Origin of the sequence: Kribbella ginsengisoli (assembly GCF_039537185.1) — a bacterium.
Lineage (GTDB): Bacteria > Actinomycetota > Actinomycetes > Propionibacteriales > Kribbellaceae > Kribbella > Kribbella koreensis.
The window spans coordinates 1,031,212-1,048,120 of the sequence record NZ_BAABAA010000002.1; the positions used below are offsets into that span (position 1 = coordinate 1,031,212).

17 protein-coding genes are annotated in these 16,909 nt (G+C 67.6%); 5 read left to right on the top strand and 12 right to left on the bottom strand.

The features are described from left to right. Positions 1-43 precede the first annotated feature (43 nt). Positions 44-1,480, top strand: a complete 1,437-nt coding sequence (gene mptB, locus ABD768_RS12385; RefSeq protein ID WP_344840398.1) for a polyprenol phosphomannose-dependent alpha 1,6 mannosyltransferase MptB — start codon at positions 44-46, stop codon at positions 1,478-1,480. Here the strand turns inward: mptB and menD are convergent. The 3 genes from menD to menE are packed head-to-tail and all read right to left on the bottom strand — an operon-like array spanning position 1,467 to position 5,145. Beyond that, a complete protein-coding gene (gene menD, locus ABD768_RS12390) occupies positions 1,467-3,125 on the bottom strand; it encodes a 2-succinyl-5-enolpyruvyl-6-hydroxy-3-cyclohexene-1-carboxylic-acid synthase (RefSeq protein WP_344840400.1) in 1,659 nt (552 codons plus the stop codon). The genes mptB and menD overlap by 14 nt on opposite strands. Further along, positions 3,122-4,048 carry an o-succinylbenzoate synthase gene (locus tag ABD768_RS12395; protein WP_343975864.1) on the bottom strand — a complete coding sequence of 309 codons (927 nt, stop codon included), beginning with the start codon at positions 4,046-4,048 and terminating at the stop codon, positions 3,122-3,124. The genes menD and ABD768_RS12395 overlap by 4 nt, the downstream gene beginning before the upstream one ends. Beyond that, on the bottom strand, positions 4,045-5,145 hold the full coding sequence (gene menE / locus ABD768_RS12400; protein ID WP_344840402.1) for an o-succinylbenzoate--CoA ligase: 1,101 nt from the start codon (positions 5,143-5,145) through the stop codon (positions 4,045-4,047). Before menE ends, ABD768_RS12395 begins: the two co-directional genes overlap by 4 nt. An 89-nt stretch (positions 5,146-5,234) precedes the next feature. On the opposite strand from menE, the gene ABD768_RS12405 reads away from it, so the two are divergent. Next, positions 5,235-6,107 carry a 1,4-dihydroxy-2-naphthoate polyprenyltransferase gene (locus tag ABD768_RS12405; RefSeq protein ID WP_344840404.1) on the top strand — a complete coding sequence of 291 codons (873 nt, stop codon included), beginning with the start codon at positions 5,235-5,237 and terminating at the stop codon, positions 6,105-6,107. On the opposite strand, the gene cds1 is transcribed toward ABD768_RS12405, so the two are convergent. Next, a complete protein-coding gene (cds1, locus tag ABD768_RS12410) occupies positions 6,104-7,228 on the bottom strand; it encodes an L-cysteine desulfhydrase Cds1 (RefSeq protein ID WP_343975855.1) in 1,125 nt (374 codons plus the stop codon). The genes ABD768_RS12405 and cds1 overlap by 4 nt on opposite strands. Positions 7,229-7,332: 104 nt before the next feature. Here cds1 and ABD768_RS12415 point away from each other — a divergent pair, with 104 nt between their 5' ends. Both ABD768_RS12415 and ABD768_RS12420 read left to right on the top strand, forming a co-directional pair. Next, positions 7,333-8,355, top strand: coding sequence for a M48 family metallopeptidase (locus ABD768_RS12415; protein ID WP_343975852.1), 1,023 nt, complete (start codon positions 7,333-7,335; stop codon positions 8,353-8,355). 40 nt (positions 8,356-8,395) lie between these two features. Next, positions 8,396-8,881, top strand: a complete 486-nt coding sequence (locus ABD768_RS12420; protein WP_343975849.1) for a GNAT family N-acetyltransferase — start codon at positions 8,396-8,398, stop codon at positions 8,879-8,881. A gap of 62 nt (positions 8,882-8,943) precedes the next feature. Here the strand turns inward: ABD768_RS12420 and ABD768_RS12425 are convergent, their stop codons facing one another. Both ABD768_RS12425 and ABD768_RS12430 read right to left on the bottom strand, forming a co-directional pair. Further along, the gene (locus ABD768_RS12425) at positions 8,944-10,497 is read right to left on the bottom strand and encodes an MFS transporter (RefSeq protein WP_343975846.1); all 1,554 of its coding nucleotides are present in this window, start codon (positions 10,495-10,497) and stop codon (positions 8,944-8,946) included. Between the two features lie 61 nt (positions 10,498-10,558). Continuing rightward, entirely contained in the window at positions 10,559-11,170 is a 612-nt protein-coding gene (locus ABD768_RS12430) for a TetR/AcrR family transcriptional regulator (RefSeq protein ID WP_344840407.1), read from the bottom strand. A gap of 264 nt (positions 11,171-11,434) precedes the next feature. Between ABD768_RS12430 and ABD768_RS12435 the strand changes: the two genes are divergently transcribed. Then, positions 11,435-11,944: a hypothetical protein gene (locus tag ABD768_RS12435; protein WP_344840409.1), complete on the top strand. Its 510-nt coding sequence runs from the start codon at positions 11,435-11,437 to the stop codon at positions 11,942-11,944. Positions 11,945-12,004: 60 nt separating this feature from the next. On the opposite strand, the gene ABD768_RS12440 is transcribed toward ABD768_RS12435, so the two are convergent. From ABD768_RS12440 to ABD768_RS12465, 6 genes are read right to left on the bottom strand one after another with little or no spacing between them, the layout of a single operon-like run. Continuing rightward, positions 12,005-12,256, bottom strand: coding sequence for a DUF4229 domain-containing protein (locus ABD768_RS12440; RefSeq protein ID WP_343975841.1), 252 nt, complete (start codon positions 12,254-12,256; stop codon positions 12,005-12,007). Between the two features lie 3 nt (positions 12,257-12,259). After that, complete coding sequence (gene ccsB, locus ABD768_RS12445; protein ID WP_344840410.1) at positions 12,260-13,345, bottom strand: c-type cytochrome biogenesis protein CcsB; 1,086 nt, start codon at positions 13,343-13,345, stop codon at positions 12,260-12,262. Continuing rightward, positions 13,342-14,937, bottom strand: coding sequence for a cytochrome c biogenesis protein ResB (gene resB, locus ABD768_RS12450; RefSeq protein WP_343975836.1), 1,596 nt, complete (start codon positions 14,935-14,937; stop codon positions 13,342-13,344). The genes ccsB and resB overlap by 4 nt, the downstream gene beginning before the upstream one ends. Before the next feature lies 1 nt (position 14,938). Continuing rightward, complete coding sequence (locus ABD768_RS12455) at positions 14,939-15,658, bottom strand: cytochrome c biogenesis CcdA family protein (RefSeq protein ID WP_343975833.1); 720 nt, start codon at positions 15,656-15,658, stop codon at positions 14,939-14,941. Positions 15,659-15,685: 27 nt separating this feature from the next. Next, a complete protein-coding gene (locus ABD768_RS12460; RefSeq protein WP_343975830.1) occupies positions 15,686-16,258 on the bottom strand; it encodes a TlpA family protein disulfide reductase in 573 nt (190 codons plus the stop codon). Next, positions 16,258-16,908 (bottom strand): histidine phosphatase family protein, encoded by a 651-nt coding sequence (locus ABD768_RS12465; RefSeq protein ID WP_425552153.1) that lies wholly within the window; start codon positions 16,906-16,908, stop codon positions 16,258-16,260. The genes ABD768_RS12460 and ABD768_RS12465 overlap by 1 nt, the downstream gene beginning before the upstream one ends. Position 16,909 lies beyond the last annotated feature (1 nt).

Here is a 16,909-nt window from a genome sequence, read left to right on the forward strand (position 1 = left end):
CGTGTTCATCAGAGGGTCGTTTTAGCGAACTAGCGTCGGCGGTATGCGAGTACCGTCGGCGCTGGTTCGTGGGGTGGTTGGCTCATGCGTTGTCGCCGCCGCCTCCTTGGTGACCTCGGTGGTGCCGGAGTCGTCGTGGGTGGCGTCGTTGCCGATTGCCAGTGACCTGCGGTCGACGCTGCCGGGGCGGATGACCGGGCTGGCGTTCATGGTGGCTGGGCTGGGGCTGATGGTTTGGGCCTGGCTGTCGGTCGGACGGCAGGTGCTGGCGGGGGTCCGGTACCGGTTGACGCCGTTCATCGTGTGGACGAGTGTGCCGCTGCTGCTCGGGCCGCCCTTGTTCAGCAGGGATGTCTGGAGCTATGCGGCGCAGGGCGCGCTGGTCGCGGAGGGGTACGACCCCTACAGCGTCGGCCCGGGGGTGCTGTCCGGGCATGTGATCGAGGCTGTCGACCCGATGTGGATGCAGACGCCTGCGCCGTACGGTCCGATACCGCTCGCGTACGGCGGTCTCGTCGCGCGGCTGACCATGGATCCGTACGTACTCATGCTGGCGCACCGACTGCTCGCAGTACTGGGCTTCGTACTGATCGCCTGGGCCGTGCCACGGCTCGCCACCGCCTGCCGGGTCAACCCGGCCATCGCAACCTGGCTAGTCGTCGCCAACCCGATGCTGATCGCGCACGGGTTGGGCGCGGCCCACAACGACATCCTCATGCTGGGACTGGCCTGCGCTGCCTTCGCGATAGCCCTCACTGGTCATTGGGGCACAGCTGCTGTCCTCGCCGGTGTTGCTGCGGCCGTGAAGCTCCCGGGTGGGCTCGTGGTCGTCGCCATCGCCGCAGTGATGAGTCCGCTGGCTGGGCGCGCTCGCCTGCGACTGGCCAGCCTGACGATTGCGGGGGCGATCTCTGTACTGACCCTGGTGACCGTTGGCGAGCTGACCGGGGTGGGGTCGGGGTGGCTCAGTGCGCTCGATGTTCCAGGGCTGATCAAGTCGCCTTTGTCGATTTCCAACTTGATTGCGTTGGGGGCTTCCGGCGTACTGGGGTGGCTCGGCGAGGACACCGCTGCCCAGCAGGCGCTGCAGATCGTGCGGTTGCTGGCGATGCTCATCGCGATCGGGCTGATCGCGGTACTGGGGTTGCGGTCGTCGATCCACAACGCTGCTCGGGCAGTGGGGATTGCCTTGCTGGCACTGGTTCAGCTGGGGCCGACTGCGCACGACTGGTACTTCATCTGGTGTCTACCGTTCCTGGCGGTGGCCCGCCCCGGCCGCAAGCTCACCACTGCCTTGATAAGCGTCAGCATCGTCCTGACGATCGCCTCGCCGCTCAACTCCTCACTGCGCGGCGCAGTCATCCCCATCCTGGTCACCACGGCCTTGGTACTAGTCGTAGTCGGCTGTCTACTCGGCCGACTCCGCACCCTCCAGCCGGCTCTCCCCACACGAACCAAAGTTGCAGCTACAACTGGCTGACTGCCTGGTGTAGGTCAGCATGTAGCTCTCGATGAGCCGAGCGATCCACTCTGACCTCTACAACGTCGATGCCGGCCACCGTGCGAGCCAGTACCTCCCGCAACTCGTCTGCTGTCTCCACTAGTTGGTGTGGCGTACCGGTGGCGGCGCAGAGCGCTGCGAGGTCGACGTCATGCGGCGTACCGAAGACGCGCTCGAAGTAGTCGGCGTGGTCGCCACCACCCTGCTCGAGCGTGGCGAAGATCCCACCCCCGTTGTCGTTGAGCACCACAATGCGAAGGTCGGGCCGAGGCTCAGCAGGCCCGATCACCAGCCCGTTGGAGTCATGCAGGAAAGCAAGATCCCCCACCAGCGCGTACGTCGCCCCCGCGTTGGCCAATGCGGCACCCACCGCCGTGGAGAGCGTCCCATCGATCCCCGCCAGCCCCCGGTTGGCCACCGTCCGAATCGGCACCACCGGAGCCAGATCAAGATCCCGCACCGCATTGGAAGAGGCAACAACAAGCATCCCGTCAGCCCCGACCGCTTCCCCAACCACCGCCGCAACCAGCGGCCCCGAAAGCCCACCGGCCCCGGACCCGGCCGGAGCAAGCACCTTGTCCATCGAGGCTCGGGCTAGCTGGTCAGCATGCAACCACCGATCCAGCCAGTCGGTTTGATCCGAGCCGATCACCTCAAGCCCGGTCACGACCGACGCAGCGCGGTGCGCAGCATCGGGCCAGAGCCCGGTCGGCGCAACCACGATCACCTCAACCTCCGGCCGAGCGAGCAGCTTGGAGATAGGCCGCGACAACGTCGGATGCCCGAACACAATCACCCGCTCGATCTCATCAGCAATGGACGTTGCTGCAAGCAACAATCTGTAGGCGGAGATGACCGCCGGGCCGGTCCTCGCGCGGCTGGACGGCTCGGCGAACAGTGGCCAGCCACCCGCCTCGGCCGCCAACCTTGCCGCCTGGGAGGCGCCGTCGCCTGCGACCACAACCGTCTTGGGGCCGGGGGCTACGGCGGAGGGCTGCGCACCCGTCGCGTGCACACTCGTCCAGGGGCCGGTGGTGCGGCCGTCGAGGGGTTCGGGCCAGTCGCCGTCGTCGGTGGGGACCAGTGGCTCGACTAGCGGGCAGTTGAGTTGGACCGGACCTGGGTCGGCGGTGCGGGCGCCGACGGCTGCCGAGACGGCGCGGGCGATCGACGAGCGCCAGTAGGCGACCTGCCCGAGCTGCTTGCTCGGCGTACCGAGCTCATGGAAGAGGCGGACGGCGTCGCCGAAGACCTTGAGCTGGTCGGTCGTCTGGTTGGCACCCGTCCCCCGCAGCTCCGGCGGGCGATCTGCGCTCAACACGATCAGTGGCAGACCACTGTGGGACGCCTCGAGCACCGCGGGGTAGAGGTTGGCTACCGCAGTCCCGGAGGTCGTCAGCACCGGTACCGGCAGACCGGTGCCACGGATCAGGCCGATCGCCAGGAAGCCCGCAGTACGTTCGTCGATGCGTACGTGGAGCCGCAGACGCCCGTCGCGGTCGGCAGCGGCCAGCGCGAGAGCCAGTGGGGTGCTGCGGGACCCGGGGGCCAGTACGGCCTCACGGACCCCGGACCTGATCAGCTCGTCGACCACTACAGTCGCGAATGCCGTGGACGGGTTCATCTGGTTCCTCTCAGTGCTTCTACCCTCGCGAACCGCGCTTCCCACTTGGCTGTGGTCGCTTGGTCAGCAGTTGGCAACTCTGGAGCCGGCACGAGCCGCTTAACCGGCAGGAAGCCGTTGACCGGCAGCAGCGGCTCGTCGACGACCTCTGCCGTGAACATGGAGACAGTGGCAAGACCGCACGCGTACGGGAGCTCAGGGAGAGCCGCTGCAAGCGCAACCCCGGCAGCGATCCCGATAGAGGTCTCCAACGCGGAGGAGACGACCACTGGCAGCCCGATCTGCTCAGCGATGTCCAGACAGGCCCGGACGCCGCCGATCGGCTGCACCTTCAGTACGGCGATGTCGGCCGCCTCAAGCTTCTTGACCAGCAAGGGATCCTCGGCCCGACGGATGGACTCATCGGCAGCAACCAGTACGTCGGTACGCCGCCGTACTGCCGCCAGGTCCTCCACCGAAGCGCACGGCTGCTCCACATACTCCAGGTCGAACCGCTGCAGCTCCTTCAACGCCCGCAGCGCCTCATCCACAGACCAGGCCCCATTGGCATCGATGCGCACCTGCCCGCCACCAATGGCATCGCGGACAGCCTCCACCCGCTCCAAGTCATCCCTGAGCGTCTGCCCCGGCTCAGCCACCTTCACCTTCGCCGTCCCGCACCCCGACGCCCGCACGATCGCCGCAGCCTTCTCCGGCCCGATCGCCGGCACAGTGCAGTTCACCGGTACTTCGGAACGCACCGCCGCAGGCCACCCGTCATAAGCGGCCTCGTACGCCGCCCGAAGCCAAGCCACACACGTCGCATCGTCGTAGTCCAGAAACGGCGACCACTCGGCCCACCCCGCCGGCCCCTCGAACAACATCCCCTCGCGCACCGTGATCCCGCGAAACCGGTTCTTCAACCCGATCGCATAAGTGATCACCGCACACCGTCCAGCAACCTCTGCCGATCAACCTTGCCCGAAGCAAGCATCGGCAACGCGCTCAACCTCACCACCTGCCGAGGCGCCCACGTCCGAGGCAACACCTCACCCACAAAATCCCGCAGCTCCTCGCGCCCGACCTCCCCCACCACGAACGCAACCACCCGCGAACCCCATTCACTGTCAGGAACCCCAAGCACAACAGCATCCTTGACCCCCGGATGCTCCAGCAACCGCGCCTGCACGGCAGTAACCGTCACATTCACCCCACCAGAGATGACGACATCATCCACCCGCCCCACCACCCGCAGCCGGCCATCAACCAACTCACCACGGTCCTGAGTCCGAAACCACCCGTCCCGCAGCACCTCCGCCGTCAACTCAGGCTGCAAGCGGTAGCCGGAGAAGAGCGTCGGCCCCTTGATCAGAATCCTCTGGTCGTCCAGCCGCAGCGAGGTCCCCGCCAACGGTTCGCCGGCATATACACACCCACTGCCCGTCTCTGTCATCCCGTACGACGGAATCGCGGTCACGCCCGCCTCGGCCGCCTCGGCCTTCAACCCGGCCGGCATCGCCGCCCCGCCGATCACGATCGCATCGAAGCCCCGCAGCACCTCGACATCCGTGCGCAGATACCGCGCCAACTGCGTCGGCACCATCGCCGTGTACCGCCGCTCCCCCGTCATCGCCGAGGCCCCCGCCGCGAAGTCCGGGTAGTCGCTCGCGACCACTGGTGTGTAGCCGGCCAGCACTGACCGGGTGAGGACCTGCAGCCCGCCGACGAAGTACGGCTGCATCGGGAGTAGCCACTGGCCGGGGCCGCCAAGCCGCTCATGCGTGGCCGTGGCCGACGCGACCAGGGCAGCCGTCGAGAGCAAGACACCCTTCGGCTCACCCGAGGACCCGGAGGTCGCCAGCACCACGCCGACCTCGGAAGACTCGAGGGGCTCGTCCGGTACCACCGCCTGGCGGACGCGCGCCGCAGCGGCCGGATCGCCCGGCAACGGGGCGAACGCAGTACCGGTGCCGTCCAGCAAGGCGGTCAGTGCCGACAGGACGGCATCCGGGGTGCCAGGGACCAGGCGCAACGTAGACATGTCCCTCCGAGCGTACGGCGCACCCCGCGCGACCCCGCGTCCCGTACCGGCTGCAAGCCCTTACCGACCGGCTGACAGAATCGTTTGCCATGGCCACCCCTGCCCAGTGGATCGAAGGCGCTCGCCCTCGCACCCTGCCCGCCGCGATCGCTCCCGTGCTCGTCGGTACCGGCGCAGCCGCCTACCTCGATGCTTTCGTCTGGTGGAAGGCCCTGCTCGCACTCGGCGTCGCCCTGATGCTCCAGATCGGCGTCAACTACGCCAACGACTACAGCGACGGCATCCGCGGCACCGACGAGAACCGGGTCGGCCCGCTCCGCCTAGTAGGTGCCAAGGTCGCCACCCCGCAGCAGGTGAAGACCGTAGCGTTCACCTGCTTCGGCATCGGTGCAGCACTCGGCCTGGTACTAGCCATCACCACCACCTGGTGGCTACTGGTCCCAGGAGCCGCATCCATCCTCGGCGCCTGGTTCTACACCGGCGGCAAGAAGCCCTACGGCTACCGCGCCCTCGGCGAGATCAGCGTCTTCCTGTTCTTCGGCCTGGTCGCAGTACTCGGTACGACCTACGTCCAAGCCGAAAAGCTCCACTGGACTGCAGTAGCCGGCGCAGTAGCCATCGGCAGCATCGCCTGCGCACTCCTGGTCGCCAACAACCTCCGCGACATCCCCACCGACTCAGTAACGGGCAAGCGCACCCTGGCCGTAGTACTGGGTGCAGCCAACTCAAGACGCCTGTACGCCGCCCTGATCGCCCTAGCCTTCATCCTGGCAGCCGTCTCAGCCGTGGCAACCCCCTGGACTCTCCTAGCCCTGGTTGCCCTGCCCCTGGCCGCCAAGGCCGTCAAAACGGTCCTAAGCGACGCAGTAGGCCCCGCACTCATCCCCGTGCTCCAGGGCACCGGCCTCACCGAACTGGTCTACGCCATCGGCCTGACCGTCGGCCTCTTCCTGGGCAACTAGCGCACAGGCTCCCGCCACCGCCCAGTCTGAGCAAACCCCTCCAGCGTCTCGGTGTACGGCGCCAGATCGATCCCACTGCGCTTCAGCCAGTCGTCGTCGTAGTAGGTGTCGCCATACAGCCCGCCGCTGTCGCACAGCAACGTCACGATGCTCCCCTGTACGCCGGTACGCCGCATCTCCGCCGCCAGCCGCAACGACCCCCACAGGTTGGTACCGGTAGATCCACCCACCAACCGCCCGGTCACGGCCGAGCAGAACCGCATCGCCGCGATCGAAGCAGCATCCGGCACCGCGATCATCCGGTCGACCACCCCGAGCACGAACGACGGCTCGACCCGCGGCCGCCCGATCCCCTCGATCCGCGACGGCCGCCCGGTGGCGAAGTCACCGTCCAGCGACTCGAAGGCCGGGAAGAAGGCCGAGTTCTCCGGGTCGACCACCGCGACGGACGTCTCGTGCCGCTGGTACCGGACGTACCGGCCGATCGTCGCCGACGTGCCGCCGGTCCCCGCGCCGACCACGATCCAGGTCGGGACCGGGTGCTGCTCGAGCGAGAGCTGGTTGAAGATCGACTCGGCGATGTTGTTGTTGCCCCGCCAGTCGGTCGCCCGCTCGGCGTAGGTGAACTGGTCCATGTAGTGCCCGCCGGTCTCCTCGGCCAGCCGCTTGGCCTCGCCGTAGATCTGCCCGGAGCGCTCGACGAAGTGGCAGCGGCCGCCGTAGAACTCGATCAGCCCGATCTTCTCCGGGCTGGTCGAGGCCGGCATCACCGCGATGAACGGCAGCCCGAGCAGCCGGGCGAAGTACGCCTCGCTGACCGCGGTGGAGCCGCTGGAGGCCTCGATCACCGTGGTGCCCTCGCCGATCCACCCGTTGCAGAGCGCGTACAGGAACAGCGACCGGGCCAGCCGGTGCTTGAGCGAGCCGGTCGGATGGACCGACTCGTCCTTCAGGTACAGGTCGACCCCGACCGAGGCCGGCATCGGGAAGGCGTGCAGGTGGGTGTCGGCACTGCGATTGGCATCGGCCTCGACGAGCCGGATCGCCTCGGAGACCCAGGCCCGAGCCTTGTCGTCGCGCCGATCAACCTCCCGAGACGGCATTGGACGGTTGCTACTCATCTGGTCAGGCTAGGACAGTACCGACAGTTTAGGTATTCCTACTCTCTGCAACCGGACCCCGAAGCGAGCTAGGTTGGTGGTCTACGCCGACCCGTGGGGGATTGATGAGTGAGAACGAAGAGCGGCCGACCCGGCCGCGGGTGACTCTGACCGACATCAGCTCGCGGGCCTGGGAGCACCCCGCCGACCGCGGCGCGCTGGTCGCGCTGCGGCAGCTGAAGGGCTTCGACTTCATCCTGCGGAAGATGTCCGGGCTGATCAACGAGCGGGCCTTCCGGCTGCAGTTCCTCGGTTCGGCGATCCGGGTCGACGAGCGTCAGTTCCCCAAGATCCACACCCTGTACACCGAGGCCGCGACGACGCTCGACGTCCGTCAGCTGCCCGAGCTGTACGTCACCAACAGCCCGGTGTGGAACGCGGTCACGATCGGCATGGACAAGCCGTTCATCGTGCTCAACAGCGCGCTGATCCAGGGCCTCGACGACGAGGAGACCCGGTTCATCCTCGGCCACGAACTCGGCCACGCGCAGAGCGGGCACGCGCTGTACCAGTCGCTGCTGCTCTGGTTGATGCGGCTCACGGGCGCCGTCAACTGGATGCCGATCGGCGCCTTCGGGCTGCGCGCGATCATCGCCGCACTGCACGAGTGGTCCCGCAAGGCGGAGCTGTCCGGCGACCGGGCCGGCCTGCTCGCAGTACAGGACCCGGCGGCCGCGCTGCGGGTGCAGATGAAGCTCGCCAGCGGTGGCCAGCTCGACCAGCTCGACACGACCGCGTTCCTCGCCCAGGGCACGGAGTACGAGAGCTCCGGCGACCTGCGCGACAGTGTGCTCAAGCTGCTGCTGCTCGAGGCGCAGTCGCACCCGCTGGCCGTCATCCGCGCGCACGAGCTGCGCCGCTGGGTGGACGAGGGCGAGTACACCTCGATCGTCTCCGGCACCTACCCGAAGCGGCAGGAGGACGGCGACGCCTCGATGACGCAGGAGGCGAAGAACGCCGCCAAGTCGTACTCCGACTCCTTCGCCCGCTCCCAGGACCCGCTGGCCAAGCTGCTGCGCGACATGGGCGACGGCCTCGGCGGCGTCCGCGACTGGGTCTCCTCGAAGTTCCAGCCCCCGCGGTCTTAGTCATTTGAGCACGACCCCGTCAGCGCGAGAGGCTGGCGGGGTGATCGAACTCCGCGAACTCACCACCGACGACTGGCAGCTCTGGCGTGAGCTGCGGCTGGCCGCCCTCGAGGAAGCCCCCTACGCCTTCGGCTCGCAGCTGGCCGACTGGGTCGACGCCGAGGAAGAGCGCTGGCGCGCCCGGCTCGACCTCCCCGGCTCCCGCAACTTCGTCGCGGTCCTCGACGGTACGCCGGTAGGCATGGCCAGCGGCGTCCGCACCGACGAGAACGGCGTCGTCGAGCTGATCTCGATGTGGATCGCGCCGACCGGCCGTGGCCGCGGCATCGGCGACCAGCTGATGGCCAAGGTCGAGCAATGGGCGCGCGATCAGGCCGCCGCCCACACCCTCCAGTTGTCCGTTGCTGATGGCAACGACAAGGCCCACGCGCTCTACCTGCGCAGCGGTTTCGCCGATACCGACATCGAGGGCGAACTGATGCCCGACGGCGTCCACCACGAAGTCGTGATGCGCAAACCGCTCTAGCCGGGCATGACGAAAGGCCGCCTCCCCCTCCGGAAGACGGCCCTTCGCGTACTACGGTGACGTCAGCCGACGTGGACCGGCTTGCCGTCGTTGGCCAGGTCCTGGTGCTTGACCGAGAGACCGACCAGGGTGAACAACGCGGCACCGACGAACATGATCGCCGACACCATGAACGCGGTGGTGAAACCGTGCGTGGTGGCGACGGCCTCGGCCTGCTTGGCCAGTACTCCGGCCTGATCCGGTGCGGCCTGCGATGCCTTGGCCAGCCCCGGCGCGAGCTCGGTGAACTTGTCCTTGATCGCGTTGGTGGAGACCGTGCCCAGCAGCGCCAGGCCGACCGCACCACCGATCTGCTGGACCGTGTTCAGGACCGCGGATCCGACCCCGGAGTCCTCGTCCGCGACCCCACTGACCGCGGTCAGCGTGAGCGGTACGAAGATCAGGCCCATTCCGAAGGACAGCAGCAGGATGTACGGCAGCAGGTGAGCGGCGTAGCTGGAGCCCACCTCGAGCTGGGTGAAGCCGAACATACCGCCCGCGGCGATCGCTGCACCGGCACCGGAGATCCAGCGCGGGTCCATCCGGGCGATCAGCGTGGAGGCGAGCTGGGCCGCGACCACGATGCCGAAGCTGAACGGCAGGAAGGCGAAGCCGGTCTTCAGCGCGCTGTAGCCGAGCACGTTCTGGATGAAGATGCCGAGGAAGTAGAACATCGAGAACAGCGCCGCGCCGACGATCAGCATCACGAAGAAGCTGATCCCACGGGTCCGGTTCGCGAGGATCCGGAACGGCATCAGCGCGTGCCGCGAGCGGGCCTCGATCAGCAGGAAGACACCGATCAGGGCGACGCCGCCGATGATGAACGCGAGGGTGGCGCTGTTGCCCCAGCCCTTGCTGCCGGCGTGGGTCAGACCGTAGACCAGCGAGGTCAGACCGATGGTGCCGGTGATCGCGCCGGGCAGGTCGAACTTCCCGTGCTGACGCGCCGACTCACCGAGGTACCGGATCGCCAGTACCGCGACGATCAGGCCGATCGGGGTGTTGATGAAGAAGGTCCAGCGCCACGACGCCTCGGTCAGCAGACCACCGAGAATCAGGCCGACGGCGGCACCCGCGCCGGACATGGCGGCGTACACGGCCATCGCGCGGTTGCGCTCCTTGCCGGCCGGGAAGGTGGTGGTGATCAGGGCGAGCGCGTTCGGCGAGGCCGCCGCGGCACCCAGGCCCTGCAGGACCCGGCTGGCCAGCAGCAGGGTCTCGTTCTGCGCGATACCACCGAGGAACGACGCGACGCCGAACAGCACCACACCGAACATGAACACCTTGCGGCGGCCGAGGATGTCCCCGATCCGGCCGCCGAGCAGCAGCAGACCACCGAAGGCGAGCGCGTACGCGTTGACGACCCACGGCAGCGAGCCGTTGGTGAAGCCGAGGTCCTTCTGGATGTGCGGCAGCGCGATGTTGACGATGGTGCCGTCGAGCACCACCATCAGCTGCGCCATGGAGATCAGCGCGAGCGCGATACCGAGATTGCGGTGGCCGTGGGTAGCCGGTTCGGCCACCGAGTCGACCGGTCGCCCCTCTGGCGGGTCGGCCTTGATGACGTCTTCAGACATGCTGCGATATCCCCTCTTGGGTGTAACTGGCTTTTAGGTCGCCGGCCGGCCCCTCACCGGCTCAGCTCACCTGCGACCCCCGCGCCGCAGGCATGATCACGTTGTCGATCACTCGGAGAATGAGGTCCTCGGTCGGCTCGATGCCGAGTACGAAGGCTTGGTGGACGACGATCGCCGGCAGCGTGACCGAGAGCAGCTCGACATCCACGTCGGGCCCGATCTCGCCCCGCTCCACAGCGCGCCGGTAGACCCCGTTGGTGATCGCGATCCGGGGCGCCAGGAACAGCTCCTGGAAGGCCTGCTTGAGATCCTCGTCGCGGTGCAGCGCGGTCATCAGACCGGCCATCACCGACATCGGCATCTCCTCGGTGAACCCGCCCTCGCCGCACGACATCGAGATCAGGTCGCCGCGCAGGCTCCCGGTGTCGACGTCCTCGGGCATCGGGCAGCCCTTGGCGCGGCTGATCGCGTCCACGACCAGCTCCGCCTTGGTCGACCATCGCCGGTACAGCGTCGCCTTGCTGGCCTTGGCGGCCGTCGCCACCGCGTCCATCGTCAGCCGGTCGTAACCCAGCTCGGCCAGCGTCGCGACCGTCGCGTCGAGGATCTCGTCCTCGCGCCCGCCCTCGACCCGCGGCCGCTGGCGCGGACCTGCATCGGCAACATCGGCCATGGTCTCTGTATCACCCTCGGTAGTCGTTTGATTGCTGATAGAACGAAACGGTTTCGTTTCATCAACCACGTTACGACTCAAGTGAAGGAGTGCACAAATGAATTAGCGGGAAATCTGACAGTGTTCTACGTCACTCTGCGTACCAGTCGGCCGCTGGTATCACGCCGCCTGACTTACCTCGACCGGGAGGGGAACCGGAGATGGTCTGACCGAGTCATAGGCTCGCCAGAAGATGTCCGCCCTCACCAGAACTTTCGGGGTCCCATGAAGAAGAAGCTCCTGGTCGCGCTCAGCACCTTCGCCCTGCCGGTGGGGCTGTTGTCCGCCGCCGCCCTCCCGGCCGAGGCCGCAGGCGGCCCCATCAAGCACGCGCAGGCGTGTGAAGCGCTGGGGTACAAGAGCGTCGTCGGCGTGATCGCTCTGCGCAAGGACGGGTTCGGGAACAAGATCGGCGAACTCCGTACGATGAGCCTGAGCAAGTCCGGCGCCGGCAAGAACAAGTGGTGCACGTATCTCAAGAAGACCGACAAGACGGTCGGCAACCAGAACGTCGTCCGGCTGAAGGTGCAGGTGCTCACCAAGTCGGCGGGCAAGTACAGCACCAAGAGCGCCTCACTGACCGAGACGGTGAGGTACTACTCCTCCAGCTTCACCTACACGTCGCTGGAGCGAAGCGCTGGAACCCGCCACAAGACGCTCCTGCACCTCGAGACCGGGATGAAGTCAGCGAGCTCGAGCACGTGGTACACCACCGCCTGGACCATCGCCGGCTGACCCGGCTGAGGGCCGTCGGGGGGATCAACCGCCCGGCGGCCCTGCTGCTGCACGGCGGTGTCAGTCCTCGTCCTCGGCCGCTCGGGCGGCCTCCATCCGGGACGCAATCCGGCCGGCTCGCTCGTCGATCTTGGCGGCGAGCCGGTCGCGGGCGGAGCGGAGGACGAACAGGGACAGGATGGCGGTGATGAACAGGGCGAGCAGGGCCAGCGGCCAGGCGCTCAGCCAGGTGTGGAAGGCGACCCAGAGGATGCCGAAGGAGACCAGGAACAGCACCAGCCGCAGGCCGGTGTAGATGGCGAATTCCTTCATGGCTCAGACCCCGGCGTAGGAGTGCAGGCCGGACACGAGCAGGTTCACGCCGACGAAGTTGAAGATGAAGACGAACCAGCCGACGATCGCGATCGTCGCGGCCCGGCGGCCACGCCAGCCGGCCGTCGCGCGAGCGTGCAGGTACGCCGCGTAGACGACCCAGGTGACCAGCGACCAGACCTCCTTGGGGTCCCAGCCCCAGTACCGGCCCCAGGCGTACTCCGCCCAGATCGGCCCGGCCACCAGCACGCCGAAGGTCCACAGCGGGAAGGCGAACGCCAGCACCTTGTACGCCGTACCGTCCATCGCCTCGGCACTCGGCAGCCGCTTCAGCGACGCCGACATCGTCCCGCCGTCCAGCACCCGCCGCTCGGCGCGCGCCTTGACCAGGTACAGGATCGAAACCAGCCCGCCGATGGTGAACGCGCCACCGGAGATCGCCGCGGCCGACACGTGAATCACCAGCCAGTACGAGTGCAGCGCCGGCACCAACGGCCCAGCCGGCGTATAAAGCGCCAAGGTCGCCAGCCCCAGCACCGCGGCCACGAACAACGTGACGCCCAGCCCCAGCCACTGCAACTTGGCCCGATGCACGAACAACAAATAAACAGCCGCTACCGCCAGCGAAGAGGTGATGGAGAACTCATACATGTTCCCCCAAGGCACCCGCCCAGCCGCGAGCCCTCGAGTAACCACCCCAGTCAAATGCAGCAAAAACGCCAACCAGGTCAGCAACAACCCAACCCGACTAGCCGCATCCGCGCGCTCCGACCGCACAGCATCTCCGGCGCCTCCGCCTGCGGCGGAGGCGCCGGAGATGGTGGAGGTGGCAGACGCCCCAGCGGAGCCAGAGGCTGAAGTAAGCGTGCCGGCTGACGTAACACCATCTGCGCCGCCGGCGGACCCGGCCCGTGCGGAGGTGCCGGCGCCGACGGCGGATGTGACCAGAGCGTCTTCTGCAACTGCTTCGGTCACCACAGCCCGGCCCATCGCCCATTCGAGGGTGTGGGAGACCATCGCGAGGATGTAGATGACGGTTGCCGTCGGGATGACCAGGTTGGAGAGGTGTGCGTAGTTCTCCGGGCTCATGGCTTCTCCTGCATCGGTTCTGCTGATTGCGGCGCTGGCTTCAGGGCGACTGCGATGGCCTGGATCTCGTCCCCGAGGCCGCGTTCGGGCCCCCGGTCCAGCCCGGCGACCTCGACCACGGTACGCCCGTCCTGCGTCCGGACCCGCACCCAGGTACGCCGTGGGTGGATGAACAGCGACCCCATCAACCCGAGGATGGCGAGCAGGATCCCGGCCAGCGCCAGATGCAGACCAGGAGTGTGACTGATCTGCAGCTTCACCCACCGGTCGTACGAGTCGAAGGTGATCGAGCCACGGTTGTCCGGCAGCTTGAAGCTCTGCCCCGGCGCGAGCTGGAAACGCAGCTTGTCCCCACCGTCGCCAGAGAACTGCGTCAGCTTCGACTTGTCCAACTGATAGACCGACTGTGGCTTGCCCGTCTCCACCGACGGCCGGCCGTAGTACGCCGTCATCGCCAGCACCGGGTTGAGCGCATCAGGGAAGACCGACGTCGGCCCACGCTGCGGATCGATCACCCCGGTCGGCAGGAAGAACCCTTCGAAACCGAGCTGTTCCGGCCGCGCGTCCGGCGCCTTGATCACCCCGAACGACGAGAAGTTGCTGTCCTGCGGCAGGAACGGCGCCGGCCCGGAGAACGCGACCTCACCCTTCCCGTCCCGAACCGTCACCTTCGGCGCATACCCGTGCCCGAGCAGGTGCACATCGGTACCGTCGACCTGCAACGGATGATTCACCTGCAGGTCGTACGACTTCTCCGGCGAGTCCGGCGTCTCCTGGTACGTGATCGGCGCCTTGAACTCACGCGCCGCCCCGCGCTGCGGGCCGTCGGTCTGGAACTTGACCGTGAAGCTGTCCACCTTCAGCGAGAACGGCGGCAGATCGTCCGGCTTGAACACCCGGCCCGGGCTGAAGTCGTCGTACTGCGCGATCGAGTTCGAGAACTCGTTGCCCACGACAACCAGCACGGTGCCGTGGTATCCGAACAACGCACCCCAGGCCGCGCCGATCAGCGCCAGGATCAAGGAGAAGTGGAAGAGCAGGTTGCCCGCCTCGCGCAGGTACCCCCGCTCGGCCGCCACCGCGCCGTCGTACAGCTCGACCCGGAAACGCCGCCGGCGCAGCTCGGTCGCGGCCAGCTCCAGCACATCGCCGTCGGTACCGGCCTCGAAGGACTGGTAGCCCGCCAGCCGGTTCAGGTTGCGCGGCGGCTTCGGCGGCCGGGCCCGCATCGCCTTCAGGTAGACCTGAAGGCGCGGCACCACACAGCCGATCAGCGAGATGAACAGCAGCAGGTAGATGGCCGAGAACCAGGCCGACTTGTAGACCGAGAAGAGCCCGAGCTTGTCGTAGAACGGACCCAGCTTGGGGTGCGCCTCGAGGAAGTCGGAGACCTTGACCGGATCGATCGCGGTCTGCGGGATCAGCGAGCCCGGCACCGCGCCGAGCGCGAGCAGGAAGAGCAGCACCAGCGCGGTCTTCATCGAGGTGAGCTGCCGCCAGGTCCAGCGCAGCCAGCCGATCAGGCCGAGCTTGGGCAGGTCGGGCTGATCTGGCGGCGTCGGCGCCTCGACGCGATCCTTCACGTCCGTCACGTCACACCGCCGATCCGAAGTTCGCGACCCATTGCCTGAGCTCGGCGGTCATCGAGTCCCACACTCCTGTCAGCAGCAGTAGCCCCACGGCGATCATCAGCACGCCGCCGATCCGGATCACCATCACCTGGTGCTTGCGCACCCAGGCGACCGCGCCGAGCATCCGCCGGAAGGCGAGCGCCGCGACGATGAACGGGATGCCCAGCCCGAGGCTGAACACCAGCGCCAGGATCGCACCCCGGCCGGTACTTCCCTCGGTCGCGGCCAGGTTCATCACCGTACCGAGCGTCGGCCCGATGCAGGGCGTCCACCCGAAGCCGAACAGCACGCCCAGCAACGGCGCCGCCGCGATCCCGACGGCCGGCACCCGGTGCACCCGCACGTCGCGCTGCGCGAAACCGAAGCCACCGAGGAAGATCAGGCCGAGGACGACCGTCGCGCCACCGAGCACCTTGGTGATCACTGCCTGGTGATCGAGCAGTGCGTTGCCGACGGCACCGAACAGCACGCCGGTCAGGATGAACACGGCGGAGAAGCCCGCGACGAACAAGCTCGTCCCAGCCAGCATCCGGCCGCGGCGCTCGGACCCGAGCTCGGCCGCGGACAGCCCGGTCACGTAGGACAGGTAGCCCGGTAACAGCGGAACCACGCAGGGTGAGAAGAACGAGATGGCACCGGCCAGCACCGCGATCGGCAGTGCCACCAGCATCGAACCAGTCATCGACTGGGCGAACCACTCACCCACGGGTCAACTCGCGTCCTTCACCATGCCGAGCAGGGTCTGCTTGGTCACGCTGCCGATCACTCTCGACGCGACCTTGCCCTGCTTGTCGATCACGATCGTCGCCGGGATCGAGCTCGGCGAGATCTTCTGGCCCCGGAACAGCAGCAACTGCTTGCCGGACGGGTCGTAGATGCTCGGGTACGGCACCTCGAACGCCTCGACGAACTTCTTCGCCGGAGCCGGGTCGAGATCGCGCGTGTTCAGGCCGATGAACTGGACGCTCGCGCCGAGCTCCTTGGCCGCGGCGCTGAAGTCCGGCGCCTCCTTGCGGCACGGCGGGCACCACGATCCCCACACGTTCAGCACGGTGACCTTGCCGGTCTGGTCGGCGAAGTTCCATTCCTTGCCGTCGAGCGTGGTGCCCTTGAAGTCGGGCGCCTTCTCCCGGTCGGCCGGCGCGAAGCTGGAGACCCGGCCGCTGCCGCTGACGAAACCGGTCTGGCCCTGGCGGGTGTCCTTCACGTCCTGACCGGAGCTGCAGGCCGTGGCGGCCAGCAGCACGGCGGCCGCGACGGACGTAGTACGGAGCAAACGCATCAGGCGCCGCCCGAGAACTTCTTGGGGTTCTTGACCGGGAGCAGGTCCTTGGCGGGCTCGGCGTAGCCGACCGAGACGATCGCGTCGCCGTGGAAGGTGAACGAGGTCAGGCTGGCCAGGCTGCACTGCCGCTTGCGCGGGTCGTGCAGCATCCGGCGGTGCTCGACCGCGGACCGGACGATCCAGATCGGCAGCTGGTGCGACACGATCAGCGCCTCGTGCCCGGCCGCCTTCTGCCGGGCCGTCTCGATGGCGTCGCGCATCCGGCGTACCAGCTGGCTGTAGGGCTCGCCCCAGGACGGCTTCCACGGGTTGCGCAGCAGCCACCAGGCACTCGGCTGGCGCAGCGCGCCGTCACCGACGCCGAACTTCTTGCCCTCGAACTGGTTGGCCGCCTCGATCACCCGCTCGTCGATGTCCGGCGTCAGGCCGAACACCTTGGCGATCGGCTCCATCGTCTCCTGGGCCCGCTCCAGCGGCGAGCTGACCAGGTGCACGATGTCGCGGCCGGCCACGTGCTCGGCGACCCGGTCGGCCATCTTGCGGCCGAGCTCGGACAGGTGGAAGTCGGGGATCCGGCCGTACAGCACGCCGGTCGGGTTGTGCACCTCGCCGTGACGCATCAGGTGCACGACCGTCGTTTCGGTCACC

Excerpts from the sequence above, each read along its gene's own strand:
- mptB (WP_344840398.1), top strand. The coding sequence starts at position 44 with ATGCGAGTACCGTCGGCGCTGGTTCGTGGGGTGGTTGGCTCATGCGTT.
- menD (WP_344840400.1), bottom strand. The coding sequence starts at position 3,125 with ATGAACCCGTCCACGGCATTCGCGACTGTAGTGGTCGACGAGCTGATC.
- menE (WP_344840402.1), bottom strand. The coding sequence starts at position 5,145 with ATGTCTACGTTGCGCCTGGTCCCTGGCACCCCGGATGCCGTCCTGTCG.
- ABD768_RS12405 (WP_344840404.1), top strand. The coding sequence starts at position 5,235 with ATGGCCACCCCTGCCCAGTGGATCGAAGGCGCTCGCCCTCGCACCCTG.
- cds1 (WP_343975855.1), bottom strand. The coding sequence starts at position 7,228 with ATGAGTAGCAACCGTCCAATGCCGTCTCGGGAGGTTGATCGGCGCGAC.
- ABD768_RS12415 (WP_343975852.1), top strand. The coding sequence starts at position 7,333 with ATGAGTGAGAACGAAGAGCGGCCGACCCGGCCGCGGGTGACTCTGACC.
- ABD768_RS12425 (WP_343975846.1), bottom strand. The coding sequence starts at position 10,497 with ATGTCTGAAGACGTCATCAAGGCCGACCCGCCAGAGGGGCGACCGGTC.
- ABD768_RS12430 (WP_344840407.1), bottom strand. The coding sequence starts at position 11,170 with ATGGCCGATGTTGCCGATGCAGGTCCGCGCCAGCGGCCGCGGGTCGAG.
- ABD768_RS12435 (WP_344840409.1), top strand. The coding sequence starts at position 11,435 with ATGAAGAAGAAGCTCCTGGTCGCGCTCAGCACCTTCGCCCTGCCGGTG.
- ABD768_RS12440 (WP_343975841.1), bottom strand. The coding sequence starts at position 12,256 with ATGAAGGAATTCGCCATCTACACCGGCCTGCGGCTGGTGCTGTTCCTG.
- ccsB (WP_344840410.1), bottom strand. The coding sequence starts at position 13,345 with ATGAGCCCGGAGAACTACGCACACCTCTCCAACCTGGTCATCCCGACG.
- ABD768_RS12455 (WP_343975833.1), bottom strand. The coding sequence starts at position 15,658 with ATGACTGGTTCGATGCTGGTGGCACTGCCGATCGCGGTGCTGGCCGGT.
- ABD768_RS12460 (WP_343975830.1), bottom strand. The coding sequence starts at position 16,258 with ATGCGTTTGCTCCGTACTACGTCCGTCGCGGCCGCCGTGCTGCTGGCC.